The sequence below is a fragment of the Sorangium sp. So ce693 genome (assembly GCF_051521375.1).
Classification (GTDB): domain Bacteria; phylum Myxococcota_A; class Polyangia; order Polyangiales; family Polyangiaceae; genus Sorangium; species Sorangium atrum.
The window spans coordinates 13,125,304-13,139,005 of record NZ_CP150347.1; the positions used below are offsets into that span (position 1 = coordinate 13,125,304).

General features: G+C 70.7%; 10 protein-coding genes. 5 read left to right on the top strand and 5 right to left on the bottom strand.

Annotation, left to right across the window (positions count from 1 at the left end; translation table 11 throughout):
- Nucleotides 1-63: 63 nt before the first annotated feature.
- On the bottom strand, nt 64-1,206 hold the full coding sequence (locus WMF14_RS49095; RefSeq protein WP_437797912.1) for a hypothetical protein: 1,143 nt from the start codon (nt 1,204-1,206) through the stop codon (nt 64-66).
- A gap of 334 nt (nt 1,207-1,540) precedes the next feature.
- Between WMF14_RS49095 and htpG the strand changes: the two genes are divergently transcribed.
- Both htpG and WMF14_RS49105 read left to right on the top strand, forming a co-directional pair.
- Nucleotides 1,541-3,529 carry a molecular chaperone HtpG gene (gene htpG / locus WMF14_RS49100; protein ID WP_437797913.1) on the top strand — a complete coding sequence of 663 codons (1,989 nt, stop codon included), beginning with the start codon at nt 1,541-1,543 and terminating at the stop codon, nt 3,527-3,529.
- Between the two features lie 84 nt (nt 3,530-3,613).
- Nucleotides 3,614-4,630: a hypothetical protein gene (locus WMF14_RS49105; RefSeq protein WP_437797915.1), complete on the top strand. Its 1,017-nt coding sequence runs from the start codon at nt 3,614-3,616 to the stop codon at nt 4,628-4,630.
- Between the two features lie 58 nt (nt 4,631-4,688).
- Here WMF14_RS49105 and WMF14_RS49110 read toward each other — a convergent pair whose 3' ends face one another.
- On the bottom strand, nt 4,689-5,549 hold the full coding sequence (locus WMF14_RS49110) for a tetratricopeptide repeat protein (protein ID WP_272096939.1): 861 nt from the start codon (nt 5,547-5,549) through the stop codon (nt 4,689-4,691).
- A 184-nt stretch (nt 5,550-5,733) separates the two neighbouring features.
- On the opposite strand from WMF14_RS49110, the gene efp reads away from it, so the two are divergent.
- Nucleotides 5,734-6,294 (top strand): elongation factor P, encoded by a 561-nt coding sequence (gene efp, locus WMF14_RS49115; protein WP_437797917.1) that lies wholly within the window; start codon nt 5,734-5,736, stop codon nt 6,292-6,294.
- Between the two features lie 38 nt (nt 6,295-6,332).
- Here efp and WMF14_RS49120 read toward each other — a convergent pair whose 3' ends face one another.
- The gene (locus WMF14_RS49120; protein WP_437797918.1) at nt 6,333-8,285 is read right to left on the bottom strand and encodes a hypothetical protein; all 1,953 of its coding nucleotides are present in this window, start codon (nt 8,283-8,285) and stop codon (nt 6,333-6,335) included.
- 153 nt (nt 8,286-8,438) lie between these two features.
- Between WMF14_RS49120 and WMF14_RS49125 the strand changes: the two genes are divergently transcribed.
- Together WMF14_RS49125 and WMF14_RS49130 are read left to right on the top strand one after the other, a co-directional pair.
- On the top strand, nt 8,439-8,633 hold the full coding sequence (locus WMF14_RS49125; protein ID WP_272096942.1) for a DUF5522 domain-containing protein: 195 nt from the start codon (nt 8,439-8,441) through the stop codon (nt 8,631-8,633).
- A gap of 240 nt (nt 8,634-8,873) precedes the next feature.
- The gene (locus WMF14_RS49130) at nt 8,874-11,054 is read left to right on the top strand and encodes a VWA domain-containing protein (protein WP_437797920.1); all 2,181 of its coding nucleotides are present in this window, start codon (nt 8,874-8,876) and stop codon (nt 11,052-11,054) included.
- A 107-nt stretch (nt 11,055-11,161) separates the two neighbouring features.
- Here the strand turns inward: WMF14_RS49130 and WMF14_RS49135 are convergent, their stop codons facing one another.
- Entirely contained in the window at nt 11,162-12,352 is a 1,191-nt protein-coding gene (locus WMF14_RS49135) for a glycosyltransferase (protein WP_437797922.1), read from the bottom strand.
- A gap of 200 nt (nt 12,353-12,552) precedes the next feature.
- Nucleotides 12,553-13,695 carry an acyl-CoA dehydrogenase family protein gene (locus tag WMF14_RS49140; RefSeq protein ID WP_437804435.1) on the bottom strand — a complete coding sequence of 381 codons (1,143 nt, stop codon included), beginning with the start codon at nt 13,693-13,695 and terminating at the stop codon, nt 12,553-12,555.
- Nucleotides 13,696-13,702: the final 7 nt, after the last annotated feature.

Consider the following 13,702-nt stretch of genomic DNA (forward strand, 5'->3'; position numbering starts at 1 on the left):
TCGCCCCGCTCGGCGAGGTGCGCCGCGGCGCTCGTCAGCGCTCGTCAGCGCTCATGCCGCGCGTCAGTGCTTCTTCTTCCGCGGATCGCCCCGGAGGATCGGGTACGCCATCAGCAGGCTGAACCAGACCACCAGGAACTTCGGGTCGGTCAGCGTCTCGAAGGGGATCTCGAAGCGCTCGCTCGCGGTCGCGGCGGCCTCCGCCTTGCGCTGCTGCGCCTGCGCCACCGCGGGGCTCACGACCTCGATCCGCCTCCCGCCGCTCACCGCGCCCGTGCCGCCGGTCGTGGGCATCTTCGGCAGCAGGGTCCCCTCGGCGATCGCCCTCTCCTCGGGCGTCCGCTCCACCTTGAGATCCGGGTCGATGAGCACCGCCGCCGGCTCGAGCCCCTCGGAGGGCTCGCCGCCGGGCCGCTCCGCGGTCGCGATCCGCGCGTCCTCTTTCTCCGGTCGATCCACCGGGACGAAGCGCGGCGTGACCTCGCCCGGCTTGCGATCGCGGAGCTCGACGGTCACCTGCGTCGGGATGTACAGGCGCCGCACCTCCTCGATCGGGACCACCGTGTCCTTGGCGGAGGCAGGCGGCCCGCCCGCGAGCTCGGGCACCTTCGCGCGCGCCGCGTCGATCGCCGCCTGCTCCGCGGCCATCGCGGCCTTGCAGCTCGGAACGGACGGATCGAAGTCGAGGCCGACGGCGCTGGCGCCCCCCTTCCTCCGCTCCTGGGGCGGCGTGCACTCCTCGTAGATGCGCTCCGCGACCTCGTCATCCTCCCGGTGCAGGAGCGCGAGCGGGAGCTCCTTGCGATCGTCGATGCCGTTCGCGACCTCCGGCCGTGCCACGAACCGATACCGCACCCGGAGCGCGAGGGTGCGGTGCCCCGCGGCGTCGACGACGGTCACGGCCTCCTTGGCGAAGTTGTCCGTGGTCGCTCCCTGGACCTCGCGCCGGCTCACCATCACCCGGGACTTCCGCAGCCCCGTGAACACCGTGCGCGTCTGCGCCCGCACGCGCTCTAGGATCTTGAAATCGCTCGTCTCGGTCGGGACGTAGACATAGCCGTCGAACTGGAGCACAGCGGGCGGACGCTTCAGGAGGTCCTGCTCGGCCGTCTTGCCCCGATCGCCGCACCCCGCGAGCACCAGCACCCCGGCCAGCACGCCGATCGCCGGGAGAACACGGTGTACTGCACGGAGAAGTGCTACCACGACAGATCTCTCCGACCGCGAGGGTGTAACGCCGGTGAATCTAGCTCCGGCGACCTGATGAAGAAACCCTTACCCACCGGAAAAGCCGGGCAAGGATGCGGGGCTCGCGCACAGCGACCTGAACGTGACGACCCGGCGCGCAGATCCCGACCTCGACGCAGCGTCGGCCCGCGGCCCGGGGAGCCCCTCACCCGGCCGGAGGGGCCCGGAGCCGGCCGCGGAGCGCGCTCGGAGCGAGGCGACACACCGCGGCGTGTTTTGGGGGCGCTCGGCGGCGCCCCGCGGCGCGCCGGGGGATTGCCCTTTCGAAAATCGGATCCATTTGGTCGCCCACATGAACACGGAAAGCCCGAACCCCGAAACCAGCGGTTCCACGCCCTCTGCCGAGCCTTCGGGTGCGGCTCCGGGCCCGGAGGCGCCCGCGTCGACCCCGTCCGAGGAGGCCAAGGCCGCCGGCGCGGTCGAGCTTCCCTTCCAGGCCGAGGTGCAGCAGGTCCTCGCGCTGGTCATCAACTCGCTCTACGCAAACCAGGAGGTCTTCCTCCGCGAGCTCATCTCGAACGCGTCGGACGCGCTCGACAAGGCCCGCTTCCTGGCCCTCACGCGCGAAGGGGTCGCTGAACAAGCCGGCGAGCCCGCGATCCTCATCACGCTCGACGACGCCGCCCGGACCCTCACCATCGAGGACAACGGCATCGGCATGACCCGGGACGAGGTGGTGCAGAACCTCGGCACCATCGCCCGCTCGGGGTCGCTGGAGTTCCTGAAGGCCAACGCCGAGGCCGCCAAGCAGAAGAAAGACGGCGGCAAGCTCCAGCTCATCGGCCAGTTCGGCGTCGGCTTCTACGCCGCGTTCATGGTCGCCTCGCGCGTCGACGTGCAGACCCGCTCGATGCTGCCGGGCGCGGAGCCCGTCCTGTGGCGCTCGTCCGGCGCGGGCTCGTTCACCGTGGCCTCCGGCGATCGCGAGCACCCCGGCACGAAGATCGTCCTCCACCTCAAGGAGGACGCGCGCGAGTACACGAAGGTGTGGCGGATCAAGGAGATCATCCGCAAGTACTCGGATTTCGTTCATTTCCCCATCAAGGTGAACGACGAGGTCGCGAACCGCTCGGCCGCGCTCTGGACGCTGCCCAAGTCGCAGATCACCGAGGAGCAGCACGCGGAGTTCTTCCGGCACGTGACCGGCGGCTACGAGGGGGAGAATCCGCTGCTCACCGTGCACCTGTCGATCGACGCGCCCGTGCAGTTCCACGCCCTGCTCTACGTGCCCGAGAAGGCGCCGGCGGACATGTTCCACAAGGACCGCCGGGGCGTGCGCCTCTACGCGAAGCGGGTCCTCATCGTCGAGGACTGCGACAAGCTGACGCCGATGTACCTGCGCTTCCTGCGCGGCGTCGTCGACTCCGAGGACCTCTCGCTCAACGTCTCGCGCGAGATGCTCCAGGAGAACCGCACGCTCTCCCAGATCGAGCAGCAGATCGTCAAGCAGGTGCTCAAGTCGCTCAAGGACCTCTCCGAGTCGGATCCCGAGCGCTATGCGGCTTTCTGGAAGGAGTTCGGCCGGGTCATCAAGGAGGGGGCCACGAGCGACTGGAAGAACAAGGACGCGATCGCCGAGCTGTGCCGGTTCGAGTCGATGAACACGGAGGCCGGCAAGCTCATCTCGCTCCGCGACTACGTGGCGAAGATGCCGGAGGCGCAGAAGGAGATCTATTACGTGACGGGGCTCGGCCGCCACGCGGTCGAGCAGAGCCCGCACCTCGAGGCGTTCCGGAAGCGCGGCTACGACGTGCTGTTCCTCGTGGATCCGGTCGACGAGTGGTTCGTGAAGGCGCTGAACGAGTTCGACAAGCGCCGCCTCAAGAGCGTGATGCACGGCGACGTCGATCTCGGCGCCGAGCCGGAGAAGAAGGACGAGCCGGAGGAGTCGGTGGACGCGGCCGTGGCGGCGGTCAAGGCGGCGCTGGGCGACCGGGTGAAGGACGTGCGCGTCTCGCGGCGCCTGACGGACAGCGCGAGCTGCCTCGTCGCCGCCGAGGGGGATCCAGGGGCGAACCTCGAGCGGATCATGAAGCTCATCGACCAGAACGCCGAGGAGTCCAAGCGGATCCTGGAGCTCAACCCGGGTCACCCGGTGGTGAAGAACCTCAACATCCTGGCGGGGCGCGAGCCCGGCTCGGAGCGGGTGAAGCAGTGGTCCGAGCTCCTCCTCGACCAGGCCCTCCTCGTCGAGGGCGTGGTGCAGGAGCCCGCGAAGCTCGTCCGGCGCATCCAGGATCTGCTCGCGCAGGTGAGCAGCGCGGCCGTCAGCCAAAGCTGAGCAGCGGATGCCCGCCGCTCTGCGGCGTTTCGGTTTCTTGGCCGGGGTCGAGCGTCGGTGATAGGCGCGGGACGAGGTCGCCAGATGTCCCGATTCGCACCACCGGCGCTCGGCCGCCGGGCCTTCCTTCGAGCGCTCGGCGCGGCGGGCGGCGCCCTGGCCGCGCCGGGGCTCTGGGCGCCGGCGCTCGCCAGCGCTGCCTCCAGGGTGAGGGCCGTCGAGGCGTCGGAGATCGGCGTGACGCTCAAGATCGAGCTGTCGAACGCGCCATTTCCCTGCGACGGGGCTCCTTACCAGGACGCCACGGCGATGGTCTTCGTGCCGGCCCATTACCGCGCGCCGGAGAGCGATGAGCTCGACCTCGTGATCCACTTCCACGGCCACGTCACGACCGCGGAGCGGGCCATCGCGGCGCACAAGCTCCGTGAGCAGCTCCACGAGAGCAAGCAGAACGCGGTGCTCGTGGTGCCGCAGTGCGCTGTGAACGCGGCGGAGTCGCCCCCGGGCAAGCTGGGGCAGAAGGGCGGCCTCCGGCGGCTGTGCGGCGAGCTCGCGTCGGTGCTCGCGACCCCCTCGGCGCGGCGGGCGCTCGGCGATCGCGCCATCCCGCGGCAGGCGAGGCTCGGGACGCTCTGCCTGTCGGCGCACTCGGGCGGATACCGCGTCGCGGCCGCGTGCCTGCGCCACGGCGGCTGCGAGGTGAACGAGGTGTACCTGTTCGACGCGCTGTACGGCGAGGTCGACGCGTTCCGCGACTGGGTGCTCGAGCGGAAGGGCCGATCGGGGCGGGACAGGCACAAGCTCATCAGCCACTTCGTCGCGGGCGACGTGCGGCGGCTCAACCTCGAGCTCGCGCGCGCGCTCGAGGCCCAGGGCGTCGCCTGCCTTCACGAGCGGCGCCCGGGCGAGCTCACGCGCAAGCAGCTCCTGGACGGCCGCGCCATCTTCATCCAGGTCCCGCTCGCGCACAGCGCGGTGACCTTCGAGCAGAACGCGTTCCGCGACTGCCTGTTCGCGTCAGGCCTCCGCCGGCAGCTCCGATCCAGCTGGTTCGAGAAGAAGGACGAGCCGCGCAGGATCGACGTGCGGCGCGGGTCCTGACGTCGTCCCCCCGCGCGGCGCCGCGTGGGGGAACGCCGGCCGGCCGTGGCGGCGCGCGTCAGTGCCGGAGCGAGACGTCGGCCAGCGCGAGGCGCGCGTCGTTGATGTACGCGCTGTCCGGGAAGCGGCGGATGAACGACCGCAAGGTCGTCTTCGCGTCGTTCCAGGCCTGGATGTCGAGGAGGCACTCGGCGAGGAGGAAGGTCGCGTCATCCATGACCTCCCGATCGGGCGACGCCTCGGAGAGCGTCATGAGCAGCGGAATCGCGTCGCGCTGCCGGTTCAGCCTGCGGTAGGCGCGCGCCAGGTTGAGGCGGGCCGACGGGGTGTGCGACGCCGTCTCCTTCTGCCGGATGGCGTCCTCGAAGGCGACCGCGGCCTCGTGCCAGCGGCCCGTCCGCATGTGATCGAGGCCCGTCTGGTACGATTTGATCGAGAGCTCCGAGCGCGCCTTGTCGACCGAGTCCGAGAAGAACGCGAGCTCGGCCCGGGTGAGCGGCGCCTTGCGCAGCGCCTCGAAGCCCTCGATCACCTCCTGTCGCCGCTCGGCACGGATGAGCTCGTAGAACGCCGCGGCGTCGCTCTCGGCCTTGGCGCGCGCGTCGCTCCGCTGCTGCATCTCCTTGAGATCGGCCTCGTGCTTCGCGATGCGGTCGCGCGCGCCCTTGGTCTCGGCCTGGACGGCGTCCACGCGTGCGTCCCAGGCGAGCTTGACCACGCCGATCACCACGATCACGAAGAGCAGGTTCGCGCTCGCGCTGTTCCAGAAGGCGCGCCGCTCGTACGCCATCTGGCGCTTGGAGATGCTCTTCAGATCCGCTGCGAGGGCGTTCGTGAGGTTGTTCGTCTTGATGATGAGCCCACGGGATTCCACGATCTCACGCTTGATCTCCCTGAGCTCGTCGTCGAAGTCGTGCATTTTCAGGTCCTGAAACCGTGCCCTGTGCAGGAGGTCGCGCTCGTGCTAAGGGGGCCGCGTTCGCGGACCCCCGACCCGTGGAAGGGGCCGCGGACGCGGACCCCCGAGCCGCGCCAGGGGGCCGCGGACGCGGATCCCCGGCCTCGCCGACAGGCCGCCCTTACGCTACCAGGAAGCTCTCCCCATGGACACAAGCGACATCCGAAAAGGCCTCAAGTTTATGGTCGACGGCCAGCCCTACTCGGTCATCGACTTCCAGTTCGTCAAGCCGGGAAAGGGGCAGGCGTTCACCCGCGTCAAGATCCGGAACATGGCGACGGGCGCGGTGCTCGAGCGCACGTACAAATCGGGCGAGAAGCTGGAGCCGGCGGACGTGGAGGAGCGCAGCCTCCAGTACATCTATCCGGAAGGCACCGACTTCGTGTTCATGGACGCGTCGACCGGCGAGCAGCTCACGGTCCCCGGCGACAAGATCGGCGATGACTCCAAGTGGCTGAGCGACGGGATGTCGATCGACGTGACCCTGTTCAACGGGCTGCCGATCGGCGTCAGCATGCCCCCGCACGTGGTGCTCCAGATCGTGAGCAGCGAGCCGGGCGTCAAGGGCGACACGGCGAGCGGCGCCACCAAGCCCGCCACGGTGTCGACCGGCGCGACCGTCAACGTCCCGCTCTTCGTGAAGGAGGGCGAGTGGATCAAGATCGACACGGCCGACGGCAAGTACCTGGAGCGCGTCAACAAGTGAGCCCCGGCTGACCTCCGGGGTCCGAGGGACGACGGAGGTCACTTCGCTTCGAAGATCACCGCGGCCGCGCCGGCGACGCACGCGACGCGGGCTCCGCCGTTGGCCGGCGCGCACGCCGTCGCCTGCGCGAGGTCGCCGCCCGTCCAGAGGCGCGCGGCGCCGCCCGCGGTCGCCACGAGGAGCCCGCCGGCGGCCGGGACCGCCAGCGTGGCGCCGTCCGGCGACCGCGCCGCGCCCTGAGGCGCGGGCGTGGTGAGCGGGAACGACAGCGCGGACGAGGCCGGCGCGGCGGCCCGCAGGTCGATCGAGATCAGCGCTGCGCCGAGGGCGATGTCGAAGCCGCGCTCCGACGCGGCCAGCGGAACGAAGGGCAGGCGCTCGGTCCCGGCGCAGCGCTCGGGCAGAGCCGCGCCGGGCCGGGCGCGCGGCCCCTGGCCGCGGAGCAGCGGGAGCGGGACCTCCATCTCGCCGACGGCATCGGGCGAGCTGCGGAACAGCCCGAGCAAGGTGGGCGCGTCGCAGCGCCGCTCGACGGCGACGAGCTCCGCGGGCCCGGCGTGGACGGCGGCGGGCCAGGGAGGGATGTCCGTCGCGGACTCGGTCGACGTGGCGGGGTCGACGCGGACGACGCCCTGCGCGGTGCGGACCAGCAGGGCGCCGCTCGCCTCGAACGCGAGCGGGCCGAAGGTGCCGGTCCTTGTCGGCTGCGGGGCAGCGGCGGTGCGGTACACGGCGGCGGCGGTCGCCGGCGGCGCGAGCTTCGCGAGGAGCTTGCCGTCCTCCTTGGCGCGCGCCTCGGCGCCGCCGCGGTCGAGCGCCGCGATGGCCGCGATCGGCGCGCCCCGCGTGGACGCCGCGACCGCCTCGGCGTGGTCGATGGCGGCCGCGAGCCCCGGCTCGCCGCAGCGCACAGGGCCGGCGCCCGTCCAGACGAGGGCCTCGCCGGCGCGCGCGGCGTCGCGGCCGCCGGTCGCTCCGGCGCCGCTTTCGGCGTCGACGCAGAGGGCGGCGTGGAGCCGGCGCAGCCGCTGGGCGGAGGCGGCCACGGCCGGCGCGGTCGACTTGGAGCGCGCGTCCCGGAGCAGGGAGGCAGCGAGGGCGCGCAGTGCCTCGCCGGGCTGGGCCGCGTCGCGCGAGAGGCCGGCGGGGCGATCCAGGAAGACGAGCGGGGCGCGGACCTCGGACGCGGCGCCCGCCGGGGCAGGGAAGGGGCGCAGGGCGCCTTCGATTCCGACCGAGACGATGAGGTCGTCGCGGCCGTCTGCGTCGCGGTCGGCGACCTCGAGCGAGGCGGAGAGCGCTTCCTCCGCGGGCGGCGCGCGGAGGCGGAGCTCCAGGGCGAGCTCCGGCGGCGCGCCCGCGCCCGCGGCGGGCCCGGGGAGTCGGATCACGGCGATCCAGCGCGTGGCGCCCGCGCCCGCGGCGCCGCGGTGAGCGCCGCCGCACTGCGGGGCGAAATCGAAGGCGAGCGCGGAGGGGCCGATCTGGCTGAGGCCGACGCGCGGGGTGCACCCCTGCGCGTCGAGATCGCCGGGGAGCGCGGCGAGCGTGCGCAGCGCCTGCGGCCGCGCGGCGGGCGCGAGCAGGAGCTCGCCGCGCAGGCCGTCGGGCGACCGGGCCCAGGCGACGAGATCGCGCGCGCCGTCCCCGTCGACGTCGAGGAGGAGCCCGGTCTCGAACGTGCGCCCGGTCGGCGCCGCGGCCACGGCGCCGCCCTCGAGGGGCCATTGCTTGCCGCCTTCGGGCGCCGGGACGCTCGGCACCACCGCGAACCGAGGCGCGGCGGCGTCCGGAGCGCCGGCGTCGGCCTCGGGGCCGGCGCTCGCCGCGCCAGGGGCGACGCCGCTCAGCGGGGGCGGCGAGCCGGAGGGCGTCGCCGAGCCGAGCGTGTAAGGCGTGTAGGGCCTGGAGCTCGGGCAGCCATCGCAGCCGGCGGCGGCGAGGAGCGGGAGCAGGGCGCGGAGGAGCTTCGAGCAGGATCGATCGGGCATCGCGGGCGGACCCGCCGGTGCACCGGTGTGCGGCGGGCGGCGCAGGCGTAGCACGGGCGGCGGGCGGGCGTCGTGGAGCCGGCGCGCCGCATCCAACCGCCCGCGCGCCGGATGGCGCGGGTGCGCCTTTCGGAGTAGCTTGATCGAGGGTCGATGAGCGGGCCGAAGCCTCCCAGGGCCGTCGAAGGCGAAGATTATTACCTCGAGGGAGGCCGGGTAGTTTTTACAGAGGCGTATCACCTGAAACGGGGATACTGCTGTAACTCCAAGTGCCGCCACTGCCCTTACCGGGAGAAGGCGCCGGCAGACGCGATCTCCGTCGTGCTGCCTCGGCTGAAGCTCCCCTGACGCCGGCGCAGCGGTCGAGCATCCGCGGCGGCCCGCGGCGAGCGGCGCCATGCAACGTGCCGCTGTGACGGTATCGCAGAAGCTGCTGCGCACGCGTGCCGACGTTTCGCGGGGACCCGTGGGCGGCAATCCGTCTGCGGTTGATGACGCGCGGAGAGCCCCGGCGCACCATGAATGTCGGTTGATCCGGATTGCGTGAAGCGTCTAGGATTTCGCGCCCACATTCGCGCAGGAGCTCCTATGCGTCGCAGTCTTCGCCCTCTGCTCTGCTCTCTCTTGCTCTCCGTGCCGATCGGCTGCGACGCCACGTCGACGAACAGGCCGCCGTCCGGCGACAAGCCGGCGGAGCTGCCGGCCGCGGACACGGATGGCGATGGGATCAGCGACGCGGTTGAAGGGCGCGCCGATGCGGTCGACACGGATCGCGACGGCCAGCCCGATTTCGAGGACACCGACTCCGACAACGATGGGTTGTCCGACAAGCTCGAGGGCGCTCCTTTCCCAGGGGAAGCGAAGCCGCGTGACAGCGACGGCGATGGGGTGCCTGATGTTCGGGACGAGGACTCCGACAACAACGGTCTGCCCGACGAGGAGGACGGCGACGGCGACCGCGACGGCGATGGAACCGCCGATTATGCGGATCCCGACGATGACGGCGACGGCCTCTTGGATGTGGTCGAGCTCGGCTCGGACCCGCTCGATCCGGTGAACACCGACGGCGACAGGTGGCCTGATTTCCGCGACAGGGACTCCGACGACGACGGTATCCTGGATCGGTTCGAGCGTGAGTTCGACGTCGACGGCGACAGGATACCGGCGTTCCGGGATCTCGACTCGGACGGGGACTGCCGGCCCGATTCGGTCGAGCGAGGCGACGGCGCGCCCGAGCAGCCGCCCATCGACAGCGACATGGACGGCGGGGGCGATTTCCTCGATCTGGACAGCGACAACGACGGCCTGCTCGACGAGCTCGAGGACGTCGACTGCGACGGCGTGCTCGACCCGGGCGAGTCCAGCACCGCGCGCGAGGACACGGACGATGACGGCGTGAGCGACCTCATCGAGCAGGCCGCGGGCACGAACCCGAACGACGATCTGGACAACCCGCGGGCGAACGGGGACTTCGTGTTCATCGTGCCTTATCAGGGCGACCCGGATCCGGCGCAGGACACGCTGGATTTCTCGACCAACATCTCGCAGGCCGACGTGGTGTTCGCGATGGACACCACCGCGACCATGGGCGGCCAGATCAATAATCTGAAGGGCGCGCTCCAGGAGATGATCAATCAGCTCGCCGAGGAGATCCCGAACATCGGCATCGGGGTGACGCAGTACAAGGACTTCCCGATCAACTCCTATGGAGGCCCCAACGATCAGCCGTTCTACCTGGAGCACCGGGTGATGAGCGTCCGCACGCCGGCAGGGCGCGAGTCCGTGCAGGACGCGGTGGACGACCTCAAGGCCGAGGCCGGCGGCGATATCCCGGAGAGCGGCTGGGAGGCTCTCTATCAGATCGCGACCGGGGCGGGCACGAACGAGGGCGGCGCCCACGTGCCCATGTTCAATTCGCTGAACGCTCCCCCGGGCATGATCCCGGCGGGCGAGGCGGTCGGGACCATCGGTGGCGTGGGATTCCGCTTCGGCTCGCTGCCCATCGTGGTGATGATCACCGACACCCCGAGCCACAACGGGACGTTCGTACAGAACAACTACTCCACGGCCAAGGTGGTGTCGCCGACCTATTCGCAGGCGCTGCGGGCGGTGACCGGCGTGGGAGGCCGCGTCATCGGCATGGTGGCCGCCAGCTCGGCTCAGGCGCAAGCCGATGCGGAAGCCGACCTGACGGCCGGCGCGGTGGCGACGGGCTCGGTGGTCCCGCCGGCGGCGTGGGGACCGGAGGGCGTGCGCCCGCCGCGGTGCGCGGTGGGACAGTGCTGCATCGGCGAGAACGGGAGCGGCGTGACGATGGAGAACGGCAAGTGCCCGCTCGTGTTCCGGGTCGCCAGCAGCGGCGCCGGGCTGAACCTGGCCGTCGTGCAGGCGATCAAGGTGCTCACGACCTATGTCACGCTCGACATCTCGGCGGCGGCGGTGGCGGACGAGACCGACGCGGTCGACGCCGCGAGCGCGTTCATCGACAAGATCATCGCGAACAACGACGCTCCCGAGCCCTGCACCGCCGGCCTCAGGGTCATCGACAAGAATGTCGATGGCGTCGCGGACACCTATACCAACGTGTTCCCCGGGCCCACGGTCTGCTTCGACGTGATTCCGAAGACCAACGTCTCGGTGCCTCCGACGACCGAGCCGCAGGTGTTCACGGCGAACATCGTCGTCACCGGGGACGGCGTGACAACGCTCAGCACCCGCAAGGTCTTCTTCCTCGTCCCGCCGGAGATCCCGGTGCCCCCCATCGATTGATGAGCGACCGGCGCTCGGTTCATCTCTGAACCGGCGCTCCTCGCCGTTCCGGCCCCTCCTCGCCGTCCCCGCGCCCGGAGAGCGGCCCGGGGGAACCCTCTCCCCCGCTACCTGGCGGGCGATCGCAAGGAAGACGGCTCGTCCGCGGCCACCAGCGCCGTCCCGGGCCCGATGGTGAACGCGTTGCCTCGCCAGGCGACCCGCCGGTTCGAATACGCGTTCAGCCAGCAGAAGAACCAGCACAGCGTCCGGAGCGGCTCCACCGCCACCAGCGCCACGTTGGAGCGCGTCGGGCGCAGCATCTTCAAGGCCAGGAAGGTCCCCAGGCTCTGCAGCGTCCAGGCGAACAGCCACATCTCCAGCGCGAGGCCCGTGGGGTTGAGCAGCAACGTGAGCCACGCGATGAGCAGCGGCGAGTTGAGCGGCTCCACCGCGAAGCAGCGCGGAACGAGCGTGCGCCGCATCTTCGCCCAGCGGGTGTGCCGATCCAGCATGCGCGTGAGGGAGCCGCTCGTGTTGCGGTTCTCGATCGGATCCAGGCAGAGATCGACGACGAACCCGCACGCGCTGAAGCGCTGTCCGAGCATGTCGTCCTCCGCCAGCACGTGGGCCACGCTCTCGAACCCTCCCACCCGCGCGAGATCGACCCGCCGCATCGCCATCGACTTGCCAACGCTGATCGACCGCCCCGCGAGCTCGGCGGCGGCGACGACCCCGGGCGCGATGAACGCCCCGAGCTGCGCGTTCTCGACCACCGCGCCGAGCGTCCGCTCCCCCGTGCCCACGACGACGCTCGAGACGAGCCCCATGCCCGGCCGCATCAAGATCGACAGCAGCGATCGGAGGTAGTCTGGACGGACACACACGTTCGCGTCCGAGATGACGAGCACGCTGCCCTCGGCTCTGCGCTCGAGCTCGAGGAGCTGCGCCACCTTCGGGTTCAACGCCTCGTTCGGATCCGTCAGGCAGAGCCGCGCCTTCACCTCGGGGTGCGCCGCGATGAAGGCCTGGATCACCGGCACCGCCCGGTCTTCTCGCGAGGCGACGCCGAAGACGATCTCGTAACAGGGGTAATCGAGGCGGGCGAAAGATTCGAGGTTGTCGGCGAGCCCGTCGTCGACGCCGGCGACGGGCTTGAGGATGCTGACGAACGGGGTCGCCCCGGGCGGCCGCCATGCGTCGACCGGCGCCACGAGCCGGTGCCGCGCGATCCTCCAGAGGAAGGAGGTTTGGATCGTCGCGTAGATGATGGATGACAGCGCCGTCGGCGCGACCGTCGCCAGATCTCCCCAATCCATGGATGGCCATGCTGATCGAAACGCGTGGCGTCTCGATGGCCGGACCGCAAATCCAGCGCTGACTTTTCGCGACCGAGGCGTGACAGGCCCTCACGGCCACGACACACGGCGATGGCCGGTACGAACTCGGGTTGCGTAGGATCCGTCGCCGACGCACGCGCGCCGGGGCGACGCGGGCGCATCGGCGCGACCGGGCAGGGTCAGCTGATGCGGCCGATCAGCTCGCGCGTGATGTTCTTCTGATGCGACTCGAGCGTGCCGCCGCCGATCTCGAGCAGCTTGGCGTCACGGAAGAAGCGCTCCACCTTGTACTCGGTGCAGTAGCCCCAGCCGCCGAGCACCTGCATGGCGTTGTCGGCCACCTCCTTGCCCACCGGCGCGGCGAAGAGCTTTGCCGCGTCCGTCCCGAGCCGGTTCCTCCGCTCGGGGCTGACGTTGCGCGCCACCGCGTAGATGAGGGCGCGCGCCGCCTCGGTCTTGGCGTAGCTCTCCGCGATGTAGCGCTGGATCTGCCCGTGCTCGGCGATGGGCTTGCCGAAGCTCTTCCGCTCCCCGGCGTACTGGATCATGATCTCCAGACAGCGGTCCGCGATTCCCAGGCTCATGGCCGCGAGCGTGAGGCGCTCCAGCTCCAGGTTCCTCATCATGTTGCGGATGCCGCCCCCCTCCTGGCCCAGGACGTTCCAGGCGGGCACGACGCAGTCGTCGAAGAGGAGCTCGCTCATCGTGCTCCCCCGCATTCCCATCTTCGGGGTCTTCTCGTCGGTCGAGAACCCGGGGAACCCACGCTCCACAACGAAGGTCGTGACCCGGCCCTCGATGGTCGCATAGACCAGGAAGATCTGGGCCTCCGGGGCGTTCGTGATGAGCGCTTTGCGCCCCTTCAGGATGTACCGATCCCCGTCGCGCCGGGCGAACGTCTTCATGCCGAGGACGTCTGTCCCGCTCGTCGGCTCGGTCATGCCCATCGCGCCGATCCACTCGCCGGAGAGCACCTTCGGCAGGTACCGCGCGCGCTGCTCGTCATTGCCGGCGTGGAAGAGGTTGTTCACGAACAACATCGCGTGGGCGAGATACGCGAGCGTGAACCCGGGATCGCTCTTCGCGAGCTCGTGGTGGACGATCACCGCGGCGACCGCATCCATGCCCGCGCCCCCGTACTCCGAGGGCACGGTCACGCCGAGCAGGCCGAGCTCACCGAGCCGCCGCATCAGGGGAACGTTCAGGGTGGCGCTCCGGTCGTGCTCGTCGGCCTGCGGCTCGACGACATCATGGGCGAAATCCCGCACCATCTGCCGCAGCATCCGGTGCTCTTCCGTCGGGTTTTCCAGATCGCTTTCCATTGCGGGA

What these genes read in the sequence shown, in the direction of transcription:
- htpG (WP_437797913.1), top strand. Translation starts at nt 1,541, where the DNA reads ATGAACACGGAAAGCCCGAACCCCGAAACCAGCGGTTCCACGCCCTCT.
- WMF14_RS49105 (WP_437797915.1), top strand. Translation starts at nt 3,614, where the DNA reads ATGTCCCGATTCGCACCACCGGCGCTCGGCCGCCGGGCCTTCCTTCGA.
- WMF14_RS49110 (WP_272096939.1), bottom strand. Translation starts at nt 5,549, where the DNA reads ATGCACGACTTCGACGACGAGCTCAGGGAGATCAAGCGTGAGATCGTG.
- efp (WP_437797917.1), top strand. Translation starts at nt 5,734, where the DNA reads ATGGACACAAGCGACATCCGAAAAGGCCTCAAGTTTATGGTCGACGGC.
- WMF14_RS49120 (WP_437797918.1), bottom strand. Translation starts at nt 8,285, where the DNA reads ATGCCCGATCGATCCTGCTCGAAGCTCCTCCGCGCCCTGCTCCCGCTC.
- WMF14_RS49125 (WP_272096942.1), top strand. Translation starts at nt 8,439, where the DNA reads ATGAGCGGGCCGAAGCCTCCCAGGGCCGTCGAAGGCGAAGATTATTAC.
- WMF14_RS49130 (WP_437797920.1), top strand. Translation starts at nt 8,874, where the DNA reads ATGCGTCGCAGTCTTCGCCCTCTGCTCTGCTCTCTCTTGCTCTCCGTG.
- WMF14_RS49135 (WP_437797922.1), bottom strand. Translation starts at nt 12,352, where the DNA reads ATGGATTGGGGAGATCTGGCGACGGTCGCGCCGACGGCGCTGTCATCC.
- WMF14_RS49140 (WP_437804435.1), bottom strand. Translation starts at nt 13,695, where the DNA reads ATGGAAAGCGATCTGGAAAACCCGACGGAAGAGCACCGGATGCTGCGG.